Raw genomic sequence first — 21,049 nt, forward strand, 5'->3', positions numbered from 1 at the left:
TTATCAGGTATGCAGATGAGCTTGCTTGCGCAAGCTGGATTGAATGATTCGGTCCGGTACAAGCGCGCATAACACAATCGCCACACCCGCCAGAACGCCCTCGCCCCCCTTGATATTGCGCAGAGCGGTCATCACGTCGTAACCCAGCCCGCCTGCACCGATCAGCGCAGCCACGACAACCATTGACAGGCTCATCACCAGTGTCTGGTTGATGCCAAGCAACAATGAGCGACGAGCCAGCGGCAACTGCACCTTCAGCAGGGTTTGCCAAGGGCTCGCACCATGAGCCTTGGCAGCCTCGACAGCATCTTTGGGGACTTCCTGGATACCCAGCGACGTCAGGCGAATCATAGGCGCCAAGGCAAATATCACCGTAGCGATCACGGCAGGTGTCTTACCCACAGAGAAGAACGCAACGGCGGGTATCAAATAGACAAAGGTAGGCAGGGTCTGCATGACATCCAGCAGTGGTGTGACCACGCGCCTTACGACTGGACGCCTCGCCAGCAGGATGCCCATCGGGACACCTACTACCAAGGCAATCAGTACCGATGAACCAACCAGTGCCAGCGTGGCAATGGTTCGCTCCCAAAACCCGAACACCCCAATGTAGAGCAGCGCTGCGCCACTGGTGATCACCAGCCCCAAGCTCGCTGAACGCCACGCCAGAAGCATCAGCGCCAGAGCAGGAACGGGCCATGGCAACCAGGAAAGTACGTTCTCAATGCCTTCGATCACTGTCCGCACCGCAACGATGATGCCGACGAATGCACTCTCGAATGTCAGTTGCGACCAGCTGATGAATTGATCGATGCCTTGGGCCACTAGCAGCAGGGCTTGGCGGTTGGCAGGGAACTCTAGCAAAGGGCCAGAGGCATCAGGCGTGCCCATGCGCCAAATCACCAGTGCTTGACAAGCCACCAGCACAACCAGTGGCAGCGCCCAACCCGCTCCGCTTCGCCGCGTGGACCGAGTACCTAGCCAACCCGCCGTGAAGCGGCTGAGCGCCACAACGGCGACTGCTGCCAGAATCGCCAGCCATGATGAAGTGGCAATGCCCTGCACCAGGACCGCCAGAGCCGCAAGCTCAGTGGCGAAAGTTAGCCAGAACCCTCCACCCAGGCCTTGCACAGCCATGGCAGCGGGGCCCAGCAGCAGAGCCTGCCAAGGGCGCAACCCAGGGCTGTAATGCGGCACTGACGGCACATTCTGTTGCGTCTCGGTGGCTAGGGCTTCGACGTGTCGCGAAGGTCCGGATCGAGCGGTGCAGTCCTGGAAGAAATCCGCTACCCCCGCATCAGCCGGGTGCTCAAGCACATCACGAGGCGTGCCCAGTTGCACTAGCCGGCCTCGGCGCAGCACCGCAATGCGGTCGGCGAGACGAATAGCTTCCCCCGGGTCGTGGGTAACCAACAAGGTGGTGATACCCCGCTCACGCGCCAGCCCCAGGAAATGGTTCTGGAGATCGCGGCGGATAGTCGGATCCAAGGCACTGAATGGCTCATCCATCAGCAGGATGTCCGGTTGTATCACCAGTGCCCTTGCGAACCCGATCCGTTGCTGCATGCCGCCTGACAGCTCATGAGGATAATGCTCGGCCCATGCTTGCAAACCTACCGCATGCAGTTGCGCCATTGCTGCTGCATGGCGACTTGACTCAGGCTCACCACGCAACTCAAGGGGCAACGCGACGTTATCCAGCACGGTACGGTGAGGCAACAGGCCAAAATGCTGGAACACCATACCGATGCGGCGCGACCTCAAATCGCGCAGGGCCTTGGTGCCCAGGTCGCTAATGACCTGTCCGTCGATCAGGACCTCACCACTCGAGGGCTCGATTAGCCGGTTGACATGCCGCAGCAATGTGGACTTCCCGCTTCCAGATGTCCCCATCAAGCACAGAACTTCGCCGCGCAGGACTTTCAAGCTGAAGTTACTCACCGCCGGCAGCGCCGACGCATTTTTGCGGTGATAGGCCTTGGTCAGGTTGCGCAATTCAAGCACGACCTCGCGCTCACCCGCATATCCGTTGCGCGATGCCGAAGCTGCATGAGATGAGTCGGTTGCCACAGTGGCCGAAGAAGTTTGCATGAGTGTCACGGGAGCTCCGGGCGAGCAACCCCAGGATGCGAGCCACCGGCTCGCCCCAGAGTAGAAAAGTTGACTGGGCGACAGGCCGGGAACAAAACACGGTTAGCCTGACGCCGGGAGGAGCCGCACGCGAGGTACAGCAAGCTCCTGTGGCATAAAGCTAATCGATCTTAAAAACTACCAACAAATATCTTTTTGGAATTAGCTTAAACTCTCGATCTGTTTACCGACCGCGCTGTGGTCCATAGGTGCTCTGACGCTCACACGATGTCCTCAATGCGCCGCTTCCACCACCATTTTCTAACCACCCCGGCACACTATGATTTCAAGGTGCTCTGAACGGCTCGAATCGCCCCTAGTGCCACTACGAAATCTTCCGACTTCACGCGTTCGACAGTACAAGCCTCCCAGAGGGGTGCAATGGCATGGGCTTCGGCTGCCTGCAAAGCACCCTCCCAGTACCCTTCGAGTCTCAAGGTTCCACCGCCCACTGCCAGACGCGAGGGGTTGAGCAAATTGATGATAGTGGCAATGCCAAGACCCAGGGCCTGGCCGCCGGCCCTGACTGTATCCATGGCGACAGGGTCTGCAGCCTCTACCAAACGTGCGAGCTTATCGCCACTGATGCCAAGCCGGTTGGCCATAGCGCCACCGGCGGCTACCTCATCCAGCCGCCTGACTGAACCACCAACACGCAGCGGCAGGTAACCAAGCTCGCCAGCCCAGCCATTGGCACCCCGCAACGCCCGTCCGTGCGTCATGAAGGCAGCACCAATGGCCGTGCCGGCCATGATGACGCCGCCCGTGAACTCAGCGCTGGCATCCTGCATTTCTTCCAGCAGGGCGGCCTCTACATCATTGATGACAACTATCCGGCACCCAAGTGCTTCGAGTGCAAGCGCCGGACGCCAGCCGGTCAGGCCAGGCAGCACGTCGCAACTAACGACTATGCCATCGCAACCGACCAGCCCCGGTACCGCAATCCCGATAAGAGCCGGGCGTAGCCCCAAATCTTCGATGAAGGCGCGGAGCTGGGCGGCAAAATCGTCAGGCGTATAGCCGGGCCCGGTTTCACAACGTCGTGAATAGGCTCCGCATACCAGCAGGAGCTTGGTTCCCCCCAGGTCGGCGCCAATGATGATCTCATTTCCTTCGGGGGCACTGTGCATTGGTATACCTTGGCTATGAATGAAACGGAATGCGAATTCTTCAGGGCCCGAGTCTGGGTGGTTCACGCATGCCACGCAATTAGTCGTTTGCGACCCGAATCACGCCTTTGCCGCTGAACGTGCGTTGTTGCAGCCCGGTGAGGTGATCTGGAAGACGCTCGAACGAGGCTACGCTGTAACTTTCAGGCGTCCACTGCGCCCGCCCCATTGAGGTAAGCATGCCCTCGCCCGCGTCCACTAGCGCTTGCCAGGCACGATCATCACCGAACGTATGCAATGCCGCGAGAGCGACCTCGTGCAGCGAAATGGTCCGGGTGAACGGTGGTATGGGCGAGGCGTGGAGCCGGTCTTGAACACATACCAGATGGCCGTTGGCTTTGAGCGCGGGTTCGAGTCGCGCAGCATGTTCAGCGTTCACGGTGTCTATAACAGCATCGAACACCATGGGGCCGCTCCAGGCCTGATCCAGTGGACCCTCCATGCACTCTGCCACCCCTAGATCCGCCAGGCGTTGTGCATGTCGTCGGTGGCTCAGTGAAGTGACCTTCAACCCGCGCCGCACCGCTATCTGAATCAGGTGGTTGGCAACGGAGCCGCCCGCCCCGCTCACCAGCAAAGTCCGACATGATTGCGGCAGCTTTTCCAGCGCCAGCCAAGCGGTCAAGCCTGGGCAAGGGAGACTGGCTGCATGCTCCCAGCTAACCATGGCTGGTACACGAAGCACTGCGCTGGCTCTCACCGGGGTATATTCTGCAAAACTGCCGTGCCGACCAAGGCTTTGATGGTAAGCGACGCGCTGGCCGACCCAGGAAGTGCAGACGTTGTCGCCTACAGCAACCACGACCCCCGCACCATCGACCCCGGGTACGTGCCCGGGCTGCCAGTTGACCAGTTGCCCACCCAAGACTTTCCAGTCCACAGGATTGAGGCCGATCACGACGTTGCGGATAAGAACATCGTCCGCTTCCGGTTTGGGAATCTGAGTTTCAGTGAGCAACAGATCAGCCGGGTCAGCACTGCCCTGCCAGGTAAACGCGCGGTGAGTTGTTGGCAAAATCATGATTGGTATGCGCCTGCAGAATAGGTGAGCTCATAGCTGTGGCTGTAGATCTCCAGGATATTGCCGAAGGGATCCTCCATGTAAACCATGCGCAATGGCTTCTCACCTGGAAAGTACTCACGTACCGGCATTCGCTGCTTGCCACCTGCAGCCACGATCCTGGCGGCCAAGCCCTCGACATCCGGGTCTTGCACGCAAAAATGAAAGACACCGGTTTTCCAGTATTCAAAGTTGTCGTCAGGGCGCTGGGCGTTGCGGAATTCAAATATCTCGACGCCAATACGATCGCCCGTAGACAGATGGGCGATGCGGAACGATCCCCATCCGGCACCAAAGACGTCCGTACACATCATGCCAATCGCGCTGTCATCTTCAGCGATGGTGGTCGGCGGCATGATCAGGTACCACCCAAGCACCTCTGTGTAAAATTTGACAGCGCCATCCAGGTCGGTGACCGAGAGGCCTATATGGGAGAAATTACGGGGGTAAACGGACATGACGGACAGTCTCCAGAAAGGTTGGTCCCTACCCTACGCCCGGTCATATATAATGAAAACCGTGCCCACATTATGGTTACGATAAGACTTCATGATGGTTAATCCGCAGTGGCTCCGATCCTTTGCAGTGCTGGCCGAACTTGGGAATTTCACTCGCACTGCAGAACATCTGAATTTGACCCAGGCCGCAGTGAGCCAGCACATCCAGAGCCTGGAAAAGCACTACGGCAGCCTCTTCATTCGCCACCACCGGCATGTTGAGCTGACCCCTGCCGGGAGTGCCGTGTTGGACTACTTCAGAGAAATGGAACGAGCTGGCCGTGCACTCGATGCCCGCCTTAGTTCAGAAGACCAAGACGTAGGCGATATCAGCCTGGTGTCCCCCGGCAGTATAGGGCTGGCCTTGTATCCGCTCCTGCTGGATTATCAAGAAAACCATCCTGGCCTCATTATCCGCCACAGGTTCGCCCCCGACGCGGAGGTGCTCGATGCAGTACTGACCAATCGCTTTGAAATGGGAATCGTGACTCACAAGCCAGACAACATGAGGATCACAGCGCAGCGGTTTGGCGAGGAACCCCTGGAGTTGATATTGCCCACCACTACACCTTATGTTGGCTTCGAAACGCTTTCAGAACTCGGCTTCATCGACCACCCCGATGGGGTCGGAATGGCAACACGCCTGCTTAGCCGGAGATATCCAGACGCCGCCGGCATCCAAGCAATCAAGAAACGCGGCTTCAGTAATCAGGTGAGCCTCATTCTGGAGCCGGTTTCACGAGGTTTGGGCTTTACTGTGCTGCCAAGGTTCGCCAGGCGCGCCTTCCATGCACAGAATGCTTTGCAGGTGGTGGAGTGTGGGAACGCAGTTGTGGACACGCTCTGGCTCATTTACCGATCAGAGTGGCCGCTTTCGTCGAGAGCCAGGCGTGTCATTGATCAGATGCAGCAAAACCTGTATCTAGCCGTTGACCGCACGTGACCTTCACCATGGGATTGGCGTGCTGGGCGATGTTACCTCGACCAGCCCACCCCACCCGCGCTGTTGAGCGCCATGCAAGCCTTCAAACCTTGACCGGCGCTCTGGTTTTCCAGAGTGACAGCAGCACGCCGCCAATCAGCAGGCCAATTGTAACGCTTAAAGAAATTTCAGCAGGCACCTTGCCAACGATATCGTGCAGGAATATTTTCGCGCCTAGGAAAACCAGTACCAGGGCCAAGGCGTATTTGAGATAGGCGAAGCGGCTTATCATCGCAGCCAATGCAAAATACAGTGCGCGCAAACCGAGTATCGCGAAAATGTTCGACGTATAGACAATGAAGGGGTCCTGCGTGATGGCAAAGATCGCTGGCACACTGTCAACCGCGAACACCAAGTCGGCGCACTCAATCAGAATCAACGCGAGAAACAGCGGCGTCACCCATATTACCCGCCTGCCGGAGCCATCAGGTATACGGACCAGGAAATGCTGACCGTGCAACTCGTCAGTCACGCGTAGATGACTGCGCAGATACTTGACGAAGCGATTGTTTTCCAAGTCGGGCTCATGGTCCAGTCGAGCGAACAGCATTTTCACACCCGTGAATACCAGGAAGGCGCCGAAGCAGTAAAGAATCCAACTGAACTGTGTAACCAGCGCCGCGCCCAGGCCTATCATGATGGCCCTCAATACAATGACACCCATGATCCCCCAGAACAGCACTCGGTGCTGAAATTCTCTGGGAATGGCAAGAAAACTGAAAATGAGGGCAATAACGAACACGTTGTCCATGGACAACGACTTCTCGATCAGAAAGCCAGTCACATAGTCCATGCTTGCGTCGCTGCCTTTCTGGAAATAGACCCAGACTGCAAATAGCAGGCCCATGCTGATGTAGCCAGCTGACAGGAGCAGGCTTTCCTTGACACCGATTTCTCGATTCCCACGATGGAGAACCCCTAGGTCAAGCGCCAGCAGCGTCAACACGACAGCGAAGAATGAAAGCCACAGCCAGAGATCAGTGCCAAGCACGTCTTGGGAGAGATACGTATTAAGGGCAGACATGAGCCCCTCCTATATAGTCGTAGTTTAACAACTATGACTCCGACATGGCGGCTACTTACCGTCAGAGGGGCCCGGCGTCACACCATCAGATTTTATCCAGCGCAAAAATGTTGCAAGGGGGAAAATTTTGCTATTTGTTTCTTCTGTGACTTCAGTTTCCGAACGCCATGACAATGGCACTCAATACCAGACACAAGCTCGCCACGACCGTCAAACGTACCCGCATAGGCATATACCAGCCGGGCATGAAGTTGGCCAGTTTACGGTCTTGCCAAAAGTGCACGGTAAATCCTGAAGCCAGTACCCAACAGCCCCATGACACCGGTAACAACATGGCAACCCAGCCGATAAGGGCTGGCATGACACTCCACACAAGCCGCTGTTGTCGCTCAGTAGCAGGCAAGGCTGGCAACGTCATCGCGAAACCCCAATGCAGGGCCCCGACAAAACTCAGTATCACGGCCCCATAGCCAACCAACGCTTCAGCCAGGTTATCTCGATACTCACCGCCAAAACAAACCAGCAGTGCCAGACCCAGAAATGGAAGCAAGCCACCGTAGCCCAGGATCGTAAAGCGGCTCGGAGATAACGTATCGAACACTGAACCCATGGGTGCGCCCTCCTCCACGACTCAAAACCAAACTTCAGGTGTGTCGGCCAATCAGCGTGAGGAATTCATGCCGCGTCGTTGGCGAGTCTCTGAATTCGCCTAGCATGACCGAGGAAATCATCACCGAGTTCTGCTTTTCCACACCACGCATCATCATGCACATGTGCTTGGCTTCGATGACCACCCCAACCCCTGCCGCATCGGTCACTTCCTGCATGGCACAGGCAATCTGCCTAGTCAGGTTTTCCTGGATCTGCAAACGGCGGGCAAACATGTCCACCAAGCGCGCTACTTTGGAAAGCCCTAGTACTCGCCCTGTTGGCAGGTACGCGACATGTGCCTTCCCAATAAACGGCAACATGTGGTGCTCGCATAACGAGTACAGTTCAATGTCGCGAACGACAACCATCTCGTCATTCTGGCTTTCGAACAGCGCCCCGTTGACGATCTCACCCAAGCTCTGGGTATAGCCATTGCATAGGTATTGCATCGCTTTGGCAGCACGCTGAGGCGTATCCAGGAGCCCTTCGCGCTGCGGGTTTTCACCCACGCCAACAAGGATTTCACGATAGTGTTCGGCTAGCGAATGTGACATTTGGAGGCCTCACCTTTGCAACGTTGCCCGCCATCGGGATGGGGTAACCAGGCCAGACTTGGCCTCAAGCGACAGAACAATTTGTAAAGAACCGAAAGCACTGGACGCAACGGGCGCCACGCCAAGGGTGCTGCCCAAAAACCCAAACCGGCAGCACGCCAGGCCCACAGGGTCGCGTCCAAGCCGGTGACCCACTGCCCGTTCGCGAACCTTGCGTGCAAACAGGACCGTAGTTCCTCAATCGTCAGGCCCAGCGGTGTGGGATCGAACTCATCGCTGTCGATATCAACCAGGATGAGCTTTGCTGCCGTGCAACGCCTGCGCAGAAATGCGACCTCCCTGGCACACAATGGGCAGGCCCCGTCAAAGTAAAGCGTCAGAGGCCACTCGCAATACATGTACAAAACCTCATTCATGTACAGTTTTTTGTACAAGTTAGCTGAAGCAATAAAATACGCAATAGGCAAGGTGGTTGCGACGGCCGCAGAATGCCCTAACTCAGACACCCTTCGAGCGCCAGCGCATTTCCAAGCGCAGCACCCGAAGCCGTGTTGTCGAAGACGCACCATGTAGCCGCACCGGCAGCGTGGCTGCGCCGCAGCCGTGCAGCCAGCTGTTGCAGGTATTGTTGGGAATACTCGCTGCGGTAGATGCGCGGTTCGCCGTGCAGGCGCCAGTAGACCAAGCCTGGCCAGCCCGCGGGTTGTGCGTCGGCGCCAAAACGCGAAGGGCTCGCCGCCACTTGAGCGATATGCAAGTCGACCAGCATCGACTGCGCCGCTTGCCAACTGGCGTGCCTGGGTTCGACCGCCACCGGCCCGGCATGGCGCTGGCGCAGGCGTTCAAAGAAACGCCGGTCCCGGCCATCATCATGGGCCAGCGATGGCGGTAATTGTACGAGCAGGCAGCCAAGGCGGTCACCCAGGTGTTGGCATTGCCCAAGAAACGTATCAAGCGCTGCCTCAAAGCGTTCCAGTTGCAACTCGTGGGTGATGTGCTTGGGTAGCTTCACCGCAAAGCGGAAATCCGCTGGTACAGCGCAAGCCCAACGGGCATAGGTCGCCGGCAGGTGCGGCCGGTAGAACGAGCTGTTGATCTCGACGGCACCCAACCGCGCGGCGTAGCGCTGCAGGTGGCTGCCCTGCTGCGGGAACGCCTCGGCATACTGGCGCGGCAAGCTCCAGCCCGCGCATCCCACGTGGATCATCATGGCACTCCATGGATCGCCGTTGCTGTAATGGAGTCGCCAGGTGCACTTGTCGTTCCATGGACACTACCCTCGGCGCGCTGGCTCACCTAGCGATGACTCAGCATGCCGCCGTGCGGTTTTTGAAATCCGATCGACCTATGGCGCCGTCAGGGCATCCCATGAAAAGACCGTCATATCAATCCAGTCACCCAGGAGACCCACTGCTCATGAATGACCGCCTGATAGCCCTGTTCACCGAGACTAACTTGTTCGGCATCTCCATACTCAATTGGCTGCTGGCCATGGTGGTGGCCATCGCGACTTTCCTGGTCGCCCGCGCCGCCATCAGCTTCCTGCTGCACCGCATCCGGCGCTGGGCCGAACACGACGGCGTGCTCAGCCATGTGCTGGCCAAGGTGCTGGCCGGCACCAGCAATTCCCTGCTACTGCTCGCGTCCTTGCTGGTAGGCCTGAGCATGCTCGACCTGCCCGAGCGCTGGCTGACACGGGTCAGCAGCCTGTGGTTCGTGGTCGCCGCCCTCCAAATCGGGCTGTGGGCCAACCGCGCCATCGGCCTGGGGCTGGATCGCTACTTCGCGGGTCAACGCACCGATGGTCTTACCCAGGCCAGCGCACTGGCCACCCTGTCGGCGTGGGGGGCGCGGGTGCTGCTGTGGTCGGTGGTGGTACTGGCGATGCTGTCCAACCTGGGCGTCAACATCACTGCGTTTGTCGCCAGCCTCGGCGTCGGCGGTATCGCCGTGGCGCTGGCCGTGCAGAACATACTCGGCGACCTGTTCGCCTCCCTGTCAATCGCCGTGGACAAACCCTTCGAGGTCGGCGACTTCATCGTCATTGGCCCGTTGGCGGGCACCGTTGAACATGTGGGCTTGAAAACCACACGCATCCGCAGCCTGGGTGGCGAGCAGATCGTCATGGCCAACGCCAGCATGATCAGCAGCACGATCCAGAACTACAAACGCCTGCAGGAACGCCGCATTGTGTTTGAGTTTGGCCTGTCCTACGACTCGCCCACCGAGGCAGTGAAAAAAGCCCCTGGCATCGTTGAGGAGGCTATCAAGGCGCAATCGCAGGTGCGCTTCGACCGTGCTCATTTGCGTGGTTTTGGCAAGGAAGCGTTGGAGTTCGAGTGCGTATACATCGTCCAGGACCCAGGCTACAACCTGTACATGGACATCCAGCAGGCGATCAACTTCCACCTGCTCGACCGCTTCTCCAAAGTGGGCGCCAAGTTCGCGGTACCGGTGCGGGCGATCAAGGTCACCGCATTGCCGCAAGAAGCCAACTTGTCGGTGCCAGCGCGCGAGGGCCTGGGCATCAGGGGCGCGTGAGCGCCCACCCCATTCGCCCCCCGTTGCGTGCGCGGGGTCCCAGCCGCCCCTTGAATCGCTTCGAACTTAGAGGCTCCCCAGTACTCGTAGCGTTTAGACACACTTAATGGCAAGGCGAGGTCGACATGAAGATGATCCATGGCACATCACATTTTCGGCCCTACACCTCTGCAGCGGGCGGCTGGGGGTCGGCCCACTCCGTGCTGAATATCCTTTGGCGCGAGCAGGCACTGATCAAAGGCACAACCGCCCTGCTCAAGCTGAACAAGCCCAAGGGTTTCGCCTGCGTGAGCTGTGCCTGGGCCAAGCCAGGCGATCCTCATGCCCTGGAATTTTGCGAGAATGGTGCCAAGGCCACGGCATGGGAATTGACGTCACGACGCACCTCGCCCGATTTCTTCAGGGCCCACTCCTTGACCGAGTTGCGCGGCTGGTCGGACTTCGAGCTGGAGCAGCATGGCCGGTTAACCCACCCAATGCGTTACGACAAGCACACTGATCGCTACCAGGTCGTGACCTGGGAGCAAGCCTATGAAGCCATCGGCGCGCAGTTGCGCGCGCTTAGCCCCGACGACGTCGTTTTTTATGCATCAGGGCGCGCATCACTGGAAACATCGTTCATCTACCAGTTGTTCGCCCGTGCTTATGGCACGAACAATCTTCCCGACAGTTCCAACATGTGCCACGAAAGCACCTCGGTTGGCCTGCAGGAAAGCATCGGGGTCCCGGTTGGCACGGTCTCACTGGCCGATTTCGAGCATACCGACTGCATTCTGTTCTTCGGGCAGAACGTAGGCAGCAACAGCCCGCGCATGCTTCACCCGCTTCAGGAGGTGCGCAAGCGCAATGTCCCGATCATCACCTTCAACCCGATCCGGGAACGTGGTCTGGAGCGTTTTGTAAACCCCCAGTCCCCCACTGAAATGCTCGGTCCGCAATCCACAGTCATCAGCACTCAATACCACCAAGTGGCCATCGGCGGTGACACCGCTGCCGTCATGGGGGTGGCCAAGGCGCTTCTGGAAATGGAGGAAAGGGCCAAAAGCAACGGCGAGCCGCCGGTGCTCGATCACGATTTTCTCGCACAACATACGGACGGCCTGGCCCAGTTCATGGAGCGTGTGCAGCAATACACATGGGCTGAACTGGAGCGACGGTCCGGCCTGAGCCGAAGCGCGATGGAGGCCACGGCCACCGTTTATGCGCGCAGCGAGAAAGTGATAATAGTCTATGGCATGGGCATGACCCAGCACCGGCACGGGGTGGCCAACGTGCAGATGCTGGTGAATCTGCTATTGCTGCGCGGGAATATCGGCAAACCAGGGGCTGGTATCTGCCCGGTCAGAGGGCACTCGAACGTACAGGGCCAACGCACGGTAGGCATTACCGAGGACCCTGCGAAAGTACCAGGGGAGAAGATCGAGTCGCTGTTCGGCTTCAAGATTCCGGAGCACAAGGGTCTGGCGACGGTCGACACCTGCGAGGGCGTTCTCAATGGCAGTGTGAAGGGGTTCATCGGGCTTGGCGGTAACTTTCTGCGGGCCGTGCCCGATACCAGCCGGGTGGAACCCGCCTGGGCCCAGCTCAGCCTCAGTGTACAGATCGCGACCAAGCTCAATCGCACCCACCTGGTCCCTGGTGAAAGCACCTGGCTGCTGCCCTGCCTGGGCAGGATCGAGATCGACCGGCAGCTTGGCGTCGAACAAACCTACACCACTGAAGACAGCACCGGCTGCATCCGCGCCTGGCGCGGCCACGCCGAACCCGCAGGAGAGCAGCTGCGCTCGGAGTTGGCGATCATCGCAGAGTTGGCCCTGGCGACGCTGGGCGACACGGTCGCCATTCCCTGGGCACACTGGAAGCACGACTATGCCCTGGTTCGTGAAGCCATCAGCAAGGTTTATCCAAGTATTTTCCATGACTTCGAGACGCGGATGTGGGAGCCCGGCGGGTTCCATCGCCCGCTGGGCGTGGCACAGCGGCAATGGGCTACGCCTTCAGGGAAGGCGCAGTTCATTACCCCAGGCACGCTGGATGAAGACGACGACGTGCTGACGGGCGAAGCCGGCCGTGATGTCCTGCAACTGATGACGTTGCGCAGCAATGACCAGTTCAACACCACCGTGTACGGTTACGACGATCGCTTCAGGGGCGTAAAGGGCACGCGCAAAGTGGTGTTCCTCAACCGCAACGATATCGTGCGCCTGGGCTTCGTGCCGGGGGGCTGGGTTCGCTTGCGTACAGCTGTGGAACCGACAGTTCGCCGCGAGGCAGGCCCTTTTCAGATTATCGCCTATGACATACCGGTGGGCTGCGCCGCCGCTTACTACCCCGAGGCCAATGCGCTCGTGCCCTTGTGGCACTATGCCAAGCGAAGCAAAGTGCCCGCCGCGAAATCGGTGCCTGTCGTGCTCTTGCATGCTCCGCCCGATGCTGAAGATCTGGCACACGCCGTACCCGCAACAGATCAGGTCGTGTAGCACGCTTGAAACCGGCCCCCAGTAGCCAGGGGGCGGGCTGAAACGATGGTCATCCGTGACCCGCTGCTGCTCACAGCGCTTGGCCATCGTCCTCGATGTCTTCTTCAGCCTCAGCGGCATCCGTGGCATCAGCGTCATTCAAAGGCGGTGAACTCGGCTTTTCCGGATCGTTGATGAACGGCACGCCACTCGGTCCGTGCTCTTCATGACCTTTGGTTTCAGGTTGCATGGCAAAGCCTCCAGGCAATTGGGGTTAGCTGTAGGTGGCATGCCACTTACAGCGCTCTGTTACTCATGCGTGTGAGGGGGGAAATGCGGGGAAAATTCAACTGAGAAGCCCGCCGGCCGAATACCACGCCCAGAAACGAGCTTGACCATGCCTCAACCAGCAAGCTGACTGCCACGACCGTTATCAAAGGACAATGTACTGGTTCCGGCTGCGTACCCCGGCATGCGGCCCCTCCACAAGGTGCACGAAACGCCCGCCCACCTGGTCGATGGGCAGGCAGTCATCGACATCCAGCACTGCATCGTTGTGTGCTTGCGACCAGTGCGCCATGGCCTGTTTCTTGCCTTTAGCCATGGCCTCCCGTTTGTCCCTGGCGACCACCAGCAGATAGTCGTGCGCCTCGCCAAAGGCCTGGGCGTCGTACCCGCCCAGGTTGATGAAGTAGAGCCGAAGGGATTCAGGCGACGGCGCCAGCGAGCTGAGCTCGACGCGCCAGTTGTCAACCCCATCGACGGCCATCCAGGCATCGACGTGCACGCCTTTGGGGCTGCCAAACCAACCGTCCCGTAGTTGCGGGTATGCCTGCTCCAGCGTATCCGCGGCCGCAAACACAATGTCGTGAACCTCAATCTTTGCCTGGGGGTGTTTGCCCCCAAGCAGCACCACGAAAAGCATCTAGTCGTCCACCTTGGTAAAAGTTCACCGAGCGCCGGCAGGTGCCAGGCTCCGTATCAGATCGGTTCGGCGCTGAACGCTGGCAAGGTTCGCGGCCCTGGCGGCGCGGTGAAAGGCCTTCACGGCTGCGCCACCAGCCGGTCGTACCAGGCAGCATAAGGGGTGTTGGTAGCCTTGTAGCGGTTGTAATCAGGGCTACCGTCATCCCACCACACCGGCCCACGCTCGCCTAATGCAACCTTGGCATCATTGACCGCTGCCCTGGCCCGCTTCAAAGCGGCTGCATCGTCGCAGGCTTTTGCCTGCTTCACGGCCCGCCGCGCCTCCATCAACGCGCCCACCAGGTGCTGGCGCGCTTCGTCTGCAAGCGCAGGGTTGCTGCAGCGCCAGAGCTGGCCGTTGACGACGAAATAGCGCCCGTCCGGCGTGCGTGGGTATTTGGCGCCGGTCTGCGACCGGCTCATTTACCCGCCCGCAAAAAATCAGCCCACTTGCGCACCAGGTAATTATGCTCATCCATCACCGAGTTCCAGACCCTGATACGGCCCACACGCTCGGCGTAGGCGCCCCCTTCGCGTAGCTGCCCAGGCTCGATCAGCGGTTCGCCATCACTGCCCAGCAACTGCTCGCGGGCTGGCTTGCCCTCGTACCAGTAATCCCACTCTGCAGCCGACAGGTGATCGCGCGCGCGCAGTGGATTGGAAATGTAGAACCCTTGCCGGGCCATCATCGCGCCTGGCCAACCAGCCAACCACCAGTTCAGGTAGGCATAGGCCGCATCTTTCACCCCACCCTCAACGGCACGGGACAACGACAGGCCACCAAACCAGCCACGGTAACCCTCCCTGGGCACGGCCTGGCGGTACTGAATGCCTTCGCGGTGCAGCTGCATCAAGGCAGGCGACCAGACACTCTCGATGTGCACCTTGGGGCCCAGCATCAGCTTGCCTGCGTCGCGGTCATCAGACCAGAACGCGGCGAAATGGCCTTGGCGCTGAAGCTTGATGAGCACTGCCGCAAGCTGGTCGATCTCGTCCAGGCGCAGGTTCGCGATCACATCGAACGTGGCCAACCCCTTGGCCTGCACCGCCAATGCCGCGTCCAGCGCCCCGATGGCTGCATCGCTCTGCAACGCCACATGCCCACACCAGTTGGGGTCAACCAACCAGGACCAGCTCTCGTTCTCGATACCGAACCCCTGCGGCAGAAGGTCCGGCCTGTAGGCAAAGCTGTCCGCGTTGTGGGTCAGCGGCAGCATGCTGATCCAGTCTGTCGGGCGGTTGGCCAGGGTCCGGTCATGCTGAACATACAGCCGGTCGCAGGGCAGGCTGCCGCCGGCCAGCTCATCCCCAGCGTGCAGCCGGCCCCGCTTGGGCAGGTCGTTGATCTCGTCCCACAAGGCGACCCGGCGGATGTCGATAGGCTGGATGGCGCCGGCCGGCCAGACAAAATCCATGCTATGGAACCATTGGTCGTACAGGTCATAGCGTTCAGGGTGCATCAACGCAATGCGTTGAACCGTCTGCACGTCGTGGATCTGGTACTCGATGCGAATGCCCAGTTCTTTTTCCGCGCGCAAGCGAATGGGCTCCAGCAGCGTGACCGATGTGCCCAATACCCGCAACGTGACCGGGCCACTCATGCCGCACGCCCCAGGCGCTGCAAAAAAGCCTGGAAAGAGCGGCGCAGCAGCTGGGTATCCAGATCGCGCACGATGATCACCAGGCGCGAGCGCCGCGCCTGCCCTGGCCACTGGCGAAGATGCACAGGCGGGTGCAGGCAGTGCTGTACGCCGTGAATGACGATAGGTTGTTCAGCATCGATCACATTCAAGATCCCTTTGACCCGCAGAATTCGGTCTCCGTGGCATCTTAGCAGCATCGACAACCAAACCCCGAAGGCAAGCCAATCCAACGGTGTGTCGTACTCCAGTGCACACACCTGGGCGCCGCCGTGGTGCGGCTGCCGGGTGGGCGCAAACAGCAGCCACCTGGCGACCTCCTCATCGGGCTCCAGGCTTCTCAGCCCCTCGCCCAGAAGCTGCTCATCGCCCTGCACGACCGTGCTCGCCAACGCGATCGATGCCGTCGGGTTGAGGGCTTGCAAGTGTGCCAGCAACGGGTCGAGCACCGCAGCGCTTACCAGGTCTGCCTTGCTCACCAGCAGCCGATCGGCAGCCGTGACCTGGCCCAGCCACTCGGGGTGAATCCGCTCCTGAAGCATGGCGTGCTGGGCGTCGACCACCGTCACCATCAGGCCCACGTGATAGCGGCCGCGCAGTTGAGGGTCTCGCTGCAGCGTGGCAAGAATGGGCGCGGGGTCGGCCAGGCCTGTGGTTTCCAGGAGCACGCGGCGAAAAGCCGGAACCTCCCCGCGCGCACGCTTGCCGTGCAGCTCGATCAGCGCTTGCTTCAGATCTCCCCTTACCGAACAGCAGACACACCCACTCGGCAGCAACACCGTGTCGGGGGCAACTTCCTGCACCAGCACGTCATCGATCCCCACCTCCCCATACTCGTTGATGAGCACCGCCGTATCGCCCATGTCGGCATTGGCCAGCACCCGCTTGAGCAAGGTGGTTTTGCCACTGCCCAGAAAACCCGTCAGCACATTGATCTGAAGGCTCATGCCGACGCCTCCAGGTGATCGAGGATTCGCGGATCCAGGGGGTCAAGGGTGCGCCCCAGTATGCTTTCGGCGGTCTGCCAGAGCTGATCCAGGCCCGCGGCAACACCTTGCTTGCCGGTAGGGCCTTGCACCAGATACGACGCACCCTGCACGTCACTGACCTTGAGCCTGAAGGGTGCTACCACCTGATTGATCGCGGCGATGCGCCGCAAGCGCTCGCGGCGGCCTGGAAGGCTCGTGTCCAGCGGGTCGCTCCAGTGGGCGTCCTCACCGATCAGGCCGCAAAGTCCACACATGGCTCACCTCAAGGCATTACATCGCCGGAATTGGGGTTAAGGGTTTGCCCGACGAACAGGTTGCCGCCAGGCTCGCTCGCCAACAGCACGGCGATCGGTGCCACTTCTTCAGCCTTGCCGAAGCGGCCCAACGGCAGCTCCTTGGCCTTGGCAACCTTCCACGCCTGGCTGATCCCCTCCACCAGCGGGGTTTCAATCGGCCCTGGCGCCACGCAGTTGACCAGTACGTTGTCCTTGCTCACCTCCAGTGCCAGCGACTTGCTGAAACCGATCACGCCGGCTTTGGCTGCCGCATAGTGCGCCAGTTGTGCACCGCCCTTGATCCCTAGCTGGGAGGCGATGTTGATGATGCGCCCCCACTGCTGCTCCAGCATGTACGGCAGCGCGCGCTGGCTTGCGACGAACACGCTGGTCAGGTCCACCCGCAGCATTTCATCCCACATTTCCTGGGTCAGGTCCACACAGGGAGCCTGGGTCAGCATGCCGGCATTGTTGACCAGCACATCGATGCCCCCCAGCGCTGCCACGCAGGCATCTACACCGGCTTGCGCACCCTCCCGGCTACCCACATCAGCGACAGATTCGATCACCTGCGCGCCGCGGTCGCGGCATTGGTTCGCGACCACCGCCAGGCGCTGGGGGTCGCGGTCACACAACACGAGCAGCGCGCCCGCATCGGCGTAGGCATGGGCGATGGCCGCGCCGATGCCACTCCCCGCGCCGGTGATGACGGCGCGGCGGTTCTGCAATGGTTTCATGCTTGTTCTCCTCGCGGCCGCAAGGCGAGCTTGCGGCGCAGCAATTTCCTATTCAGGCCAGCGCACCGTAAGGCCGCCATCGATCACGATGCTCTGGCCGGTGATGTAGCTCGACGCAGGGCCGGTCAGGAAGCAGACCAGGTCGGCAACCTCGCTGGCGCGCCCTACGCGCCCCAACGGGATCGCCTTGCCCGCCTTGGCCAGGCCGTTGGCGCCCAGCGAATTTTTGCTGTCCAGCGATTGCGGGGTTTCGATCAGGCCGGGAATGATGGTGTTGCAACGGATGCCCCTGGGGGCAAATTCCACCGCCAGAGAGCGGCACAACCCGGGCACCCCAGCCTTGGCCGCTGCGTAATGCGCGTGGTCCTGCCAGCCATACACGCCACCGGCAATCGACGAAATGGCCACCAGTGCGCCGCCTTCCCCGGCAACTCCTGGTTATTTGACTGAAAGAGGTTCGACATGCCGGGCGGCAAGCATGATCAAGCCCGACAGGAAGCAAGGCAGCGCGCCGAACCAGAGCGCCGCGCTGTGCCATTCACCGCCAGTGGACAAAACGCTGGTAATCCCCAGCCCGGCGACGATGGCGCCGATCGGCCCCATGGCATGCACGATGGCGCCGGCCAATTCGGTCACCCAGCCAACCGTGAACCAGGTAGCCGATGAAGCCCACCAGGTTGGACAACACCAGGATCCACAAGGAGTTCTCGAACGACAGCTTGTGAACACTCACGATCACCGACGTGCCCAGCACGCTGAACACCTGGATAGCCGACCAGTTCAGCAGGATCGCCAGGCTCAAGAACCTGACGCGCCGGGCTATCTGCAAAGGCTGGCTGAGGCGTCGGCGGGCCTGCACCCTCCCCGCGTTAAAAAGCGTACCGGGTGCTGAACATGACATTGCGTGGCTCACCGTAGTAGCCGGTGAAGAAGGTCGGGTCCAGGGCGCTGAAATACTGCTTGTCGAACACGTTGTTGACGTTGACAGAAGCGCTCAGCTGCCGGGTTATGTCATAACGCGCCATCACGTTTAACACGGCATACTGCTCCTGCGTCGCCTTGCCCTGGCTCGTCGTCACGCTCATGCCACTTTGCCAGTTCAGGCCCCCGCCGATGGTCAATGGGTTCAGGTCCCCTTGAAGACGGTAGGTCGTCCAGAGCTTTATCAGGTTAGCCGGTGCTTCGGTTCTGATGCGCTCATGGTCGGCATCCCTGGTAACGCTATGGCTGTAGCTTGCGCTGACATTCCAGTCCGGTAGCACTTCGCCAAAGATTTCCATGTCGATACCGCGCGTTTTCGCGCCGGCCACCGCGCGGTAGGCCGACTCGCGCACCGTGCCTTCCACGGTTTCGCCCGTGGGAACCCCCAGGTTGTCCTGTTTTATTTCATAAAGGGCAATGGCCGTGTTGACGCGGCCGTCGAAGAACTCGCTTTTCAGGCCAACTTCGTAGTTGTCCCCTTCCCTCGGCTCCAGGTTCCTGCCGTTTTGCTCTCGTAGGGCTTGAGGCTTGTAGATCGTCGTGTAGCTGGCGTACACCGAATGAATGTCATTGAGGTCATACACCACCCCGGCATAAGGCGTTATGAAGCCGCTTTCACGGCTTTCGGCAGTGCTGGACGAACGCGTGTAAGGCGGGTTGTAGATGGCTTTCTTCTTGTAGCTGTAGTCACCGACACGGGCACCGACAATCAGCGACAGATCGTCCGCCGGCTTGAAGCGTGCCACCATGTACGCCGCATCCTGGCGAATCGTGGTGTCGTCGTTCATCAGTTTACCGACCGATGTCGGCCGCTCGGTGTCGTTGTCCCAGCTATGGATATTGGCCGGGCGCATCTCCAGGTCGTCATCGTCCGGGTCGCTGTAGTCCTTAAACTGCGAAGCGCTCAGGCCCAATACCAGTTCATGCTCGCGGCCCAGGAACTGGAACGGCCCCTGGGCCATGGCGTCGAGACCCAATTGGCGCTGGGAGCCATAGCCATCTCCCCCGTAAAGGTAGGCGCCCTCACCTGTTTCACGGTCAGGTGCCCCACCACTGAGCGAAGCCAGCGAATAGTCCCGGGTGCTGTACATGTTGTTCACCGCCACCTTCAGTTTCCAGTCGTTGGCCAGGCCGTGCTCGAGGGTCGCGAAGGTATTGAGCGTGTTCTGCTGGCGATAGCTCCAGCGCGCCCCGGCGTTGATGGAGCGTGGGAAGTCAGTCTGCCCGCCGTCGCTGTAGAACAACGGGAAGCTGGCGAAGGATACGCCACGCGGGTCATTCTTCTGGTAGTCGAAACCGACCGTCAGCAGCGTACTGTCGGTGAGGTCAGCTTCCAGAATGCCGTAATACGTTTGCTTCGCCTGCTGGTAGTGGTCGATGAAGCTGTTGCCCTGCTGGTAAGCCATGACAGCGCGGCCGCGCAAGCGCGCATCGGTGGTCAGCGGGCCAGACACATCCACTTCGGTGCGATACGTGTCCCACGAGCCTGCGCCGGCGCTGACCGAGCCCTGGAACCCGGCGGTTGGCCGCTTGCGGACCAGGTTGACACTGCCAGAGGGGTCGCCGGCACCGGTCATCAAACCGGTGGCGCCCCTGACGATTTCGACCCGGTCATAGACCGAGGTATCGATCAGGCTCTGCGGGCTTGCGCTGGTTTGCACGATCAAGGTGGTCGGGATGCCATCGAACTGGTAACTGTCCAGGGCATACCCACGCGAATAGATGTTCACGCGTTCACTGTCGATGTTCTGCACGGAAAGGCCTGGCGTCTGTTTCAGCACATCGCTTAGTGTGGTGAGTTGCTGGTCTTCCATGCGCTGGCGTGTCATCACGCTGACCGTTTGCGGGGTCTCGCGCAATGACAAGGCAAGCTTGGTGGCGGCGTTGGTGGCACCCGTGGTGTAGGCGCCGGTCCCTTCCGTGATGGCGCCCAGGCCTGCTGCATCGATGGTGGTAGCGCCCAGCTGCAGGGCCCCGCCGGGTTCCATGCTGGCGAGTACGAACCGTTTTTCGCCAGCCTGCACAATGCGCAACCCGCTGCCCTGAAGCACGTGGGCGAAACCTTGCTCCACCTCGTAGCTACCGTGCAGCCCTGGCGAGCTCAAGCCCGCTGTTTGTTCCGAGCTGAAGGTGATCATCACGCCACTGGCGGCAGCGAGCTGACTCAAGGCGGCAGCCAACGTGCCAGCGGGGATGTCATAGTCGATCGGTTTGGCCCAGGCAGGCGTCACCGCCAATACGGCGCCAGCAAAGCACAGGGCCCGTGCTGTGGGTTGGCCGCAAAGGCCAGAAAAGAGGGGGCGTACTTGCATGAAAGGTTTCCTGTCAGCGTTGGCAATGGGTGCGTCTGATGCGCACATGCAGGTAGAGCCGAAACAGGAATGAAAATCTGTT

20 protein-coding genes and 2 pseudogenes are annotated in these 21,049 nt (G+C 60.1%); 3 read left to right on the plus strand and 19 right to left on the minus strand.

The window, feature by feature from the left end; all coding sequences use genetic code 11:
• Nucleotides 1-3: 3 nt before the first annotated feature.
• The 4 genes from FPB55_RS13215 to FPB55_RS13230 all read right to left on the minus strand — a co-directional run bounded on the left by FPB55_RS13215 (nucleotide 4) and on the right by FPB55_RS13230 (nucleotide 4,817).
• Nucleotides 4-2,091, minus strand: a complete 2,088-nt coding sequence (locus FPB55_RS13215) for an ATP-binding cassette domain-containing protein (RefSeq protein ID WP_144189637.1) — start codon at nucleotides 2,089-2,091, stop codon at nucleotides 4-6.
• 317 nt (nucleotides 2,092-2,408) lie between these two features.
• Entirely contained in the window at nucleotides 2,409-3,260 is an 852-nt protein-coding gene (locus tag FPB55_RS13220; protein ID WP_144188387.1) for an ROK family protein, read from the minus strand.
• Between the two features lie 79 nt (nucleotides 3,261-3,339).
• The gene (locus tag FPB55_RS13225; RefSeq protein WP_144188389.1) at nucleotides 3,340-4,320 is read right to left on the minus strand and encodes an alcohol dehydrogenase catalytic domain-containing protein; all 981 of its coding nucleotides are present in this window, start codon (nucleotides 4,318-4,320) and stop codon (nucleotides 3,340-3,342) included.
• Complete coding sequence (locus FPB55_RS13230) at nucleotides 4,317-4,817, minus strand: lactoylglutathione lyase family protein (RefSeq protein ID WP_125855269.1); 501 nt, start codon at nucleotides 4,815-4,817, stop codon at nucleotides 4,317-4,319. The genes FPB55_RS13225 and FPB55_RS13230 overlap by 4 nt, the downstream gene beginning before the upstream one ends.
• A 91-nt stretch (nucleotides 4,818-4,908) precedes the next feature.
• Here FPB55_RS13230 and FPB55_RS13235 point away from each other — a divergent pair, with 91 nt between their 5' ends.
• Nucleotides 4,909-5,799 carry a LysR family transcriptional regulator gene (locus FPB55_RS13235; protein WP_009684858.1) on the plus strand — a complete coding sequence of 297 codons (891 nt, stop codon included), beginning with the start codon at nucleotides 4,909-4,911 and terminating at the stop codon, nucleotides 5,797-5,799.
• A gap of 82 nt (nucleotides 5,800-5,881) precedes the next feature.
• Here FPB55_RS13235 and FPB55_RS13240 read toward each other — a convergent pair whose 3' ends face one another.
• The 5 genes from FPB55_RS13240 to FPB55_RS13260 form a co-directional block, all read right to left on the minus strand.
• Nucleotides 5,882-6,862, minus strand: coding sequence for a TerC family protein (locus FPB55_RS13240; protein WP_144188391.1), 981 nt, complete (start codon nucleotides 6,860-6,862; stop codon nucleotides 5,882-5,884).
• A gap of 151 nt (nucleotides 6,863-7,013) precedes the next feature.
• Complete coding sequence (locus FPB55_RS13245) at nucleotides 7,014-7,472, minus strand: DUF3429 domain-containing protein (protein ID WP_009684856.1); 459 nt, start codon at nucleotides 7,470-7,472, stop codon at nucleotides 7,014-7,016.
• Between the two features lie 34 nt (nucleotides 7,473-7,506).
• Complete coding sequence (folE, locus tag FPB55_RS13250; RefSeq protein WP_009684855.1) at nucleotides 7,507-8,067, minus strand: GTP cyclohydrolase I FolE; 561 nt, start codon at nucleotides 8,065-8,067, stop codon at nucleotides 7,507-7,509.
• Complete coding sequence (locus tag FPB55_RS13255; protein WP_033690796.1) at nucleotides 8,052-8,465, minus strand: DUF393 domain-containing protein; 414 nt, start codon at nucleotides 8,463-8,465, stop codon at nucleotides 8,052-8,054. The genes folE and FPB55_RS13255 overlap by 16 nt, the downstream gene beginning before the upstream one ends.
• 95 nt (nucleotides 8,466-8,560) lie before the next feature.
• A complete protein-coding gene (locus FPB55_RS13260; protein WP_115294336.1) occupies nucleotides 8,561-9,274 on the minus strand; it encodes a DUF72 domain-containing protein in 714 nt (237 codons plus the stop codon).
• Between the two features lie 209 nt (nucleotides 9,275-9,483).
• Between FPB55_RS13260 and FPB55_RS13265 the strand changes: the two genes are divergently transcribed.
• Together FPB55_RS13265 and FPB55_RS13270 are read left to right on the plus strand one after the other, a co-directional pair.
• A complete protein-coding gene (locus FPB55_RS13265) occupies nucleotides 9,484-10,608 on the plus strand; it encodes a mechanosensitive ion channel family protein (RefSeq protein WP_009684852.1) in 1,125 nt (374 codons plus the stop codon).
• A 125-nt stretch (nucleotides 10,609-10,733) separates the two neighbouring features.
• Nucleotides 10,734-13,088: an FdhF/YdeP family oxidoreductase gene (locus tag FPB55_RS13270; RefSeq protein WP_144188393.1), complete on the plus strand. Its 2,355-nt coding sequence runs from the start codon at nucleotides 10,734-10,736 to the stop codon at nucleotides 13,086-13,088.
• Between the two features lie 70 nt (nucleotides 13,089-13,158).
• Here FPB55_RS13270 and FPB55_RS26315 read toward each other — a convergent pair whose 3' ends face one another.
• From FPB55_RS26315 to FPB55_RS13315, 10 genes and pseudogenes are all read right to left on the minus strand, one after another.
• On the minus strand, nucleotides 13,159-13,317 hold the full coding sequence (locus FPB55_RS26315) for a hypothetical protein (RefSeq protein ID WP_009684850.1): 159 nt from the start codon (nucleotides 13,315-13,317) through the stop codon (nucleotides 13,159-13,161).
• A gap of 183 nt (nucleotides 13,318-13,500) precedes the next feature.
• Nucleotides 13,501-13,992, minus strand: coding sequence for a DUF1543 domain-containing protein (locus FPB55_RS13275; RefSeq protein WP_009684849.1), 492 nt, complete (start codon nucleotides 13,990-13,992; stop codon nucleotides 13,501-13,503).
• Between the two features lie 119 nt (nucleotides 13,993-14,111).
• Nucleotides 14,112-14,456 carry a hypothetical protein gene (locus FPB55_RS13280; RefSeq protein WP_009684848.1) on the minus strand — a complete coding sequence of 115 codons (345 nt, stop codon included), beginning with the start codon at nucleotides 14,454-14,456 and terminating at the stop codon, nucleotides 14,112-14,114.
• The gene (locus FPB55_RS13285) at nucleotides 14,453-15,634 is read right to left on the minus strand and encodes an extracellular solute-binding protein (protein ID WP_144188395.1); all 1,182 of its coding nucleotides are present in this window, start codon (nucleotides 15,632-15,634) and stop codon (nucleotides 14,453-14,455) included. Before FPB55_RS13285 ends, FPB55_RS13280 begins: the two co-directional genes overlap by 4 nt.
• The gene (locus tag FPB55_RS13290; RefSeq protein WP_144188397.1) at nucleotides 15,631-16,620 is read right to left on the minus strand and encodes a GTP-binding protein; all 990 of its coding nucleotides are present in this window, start codon (nucleotides 16,618-16,620) and stop codon (nucleotides 15,631-15,633) included. The genes FPB55_RS13285 and FPB55_RS13290 overlap by 4 nt, the downstream gene beginning before the upstream one ends.
• Entirely contained in the window at nucleotides 16,617-16,916 is a 300-nt protein-coding gene (locus FPB55_RS13295; protein WP_110676424.1) for a hypothetical protein, read from the minus strand. Before FPB55_RS13295 ends, FPB55_RS13290 begins: the two co-directional genes overlap by 4 nt.
• Nucleotides 16,917-16,924: 8 nt before the next feature.
• On the minus strand, nucleotides 16,925-17,674 hold the full coding sequence (locus tag FPB55_RS13300) for an SDR family NAD(P)-dependent oxidoreductase (protein ID WP_144188399.1): 750 nt from the start codon (nucleotides 17,672-17,674) through the stop codon (nucleotides 16,925-16,927).
• Nucleotides 17,675-17,722: 48 nt separating this feature from the next.
• Nucleotides 17,723-18,100: pseudogene (locus tag FPB55_RS13305) on the minus strand (SDR family oxidoreductase); the annotation flags it as partial.
• A gap of 12 nt (nucleotides 18,101-18,112) precedes the next feature.
• Nucleotides 18,113-18,467 (minus strand): annotated as a pseudogene (locus FPB55_RS13310) (MFS transporter); the annotation flags it as partial.
• A gap of 76 nt (nucleotides 18,468-18,543) precedes the next feature.
• On the minus strand, nucleotides 18,544-20,967 hold the full coding sequence (locus tag FPB55_RS13315; protein ID WP_144188401.1) for a TonB-dependent receptor: 2,424 nt from the start codon (nucleotides 20,965-20,967) through the stop codon (nucleotides 18,544-18,546).
• Nucleotides 20,968-21,049: the final 82 nt, after the last annotated feature.

The organism is Pseudomonas sp. BJP69 (genome assembly GCF_007633355.1).
Lineage (GTDB): Bacteria > Pseudomonadota > Gammaproteobacteria > Pseudomonadales > Pseudomonadaceae > Aquipseudomonas > Aquipseudomonas juntendi.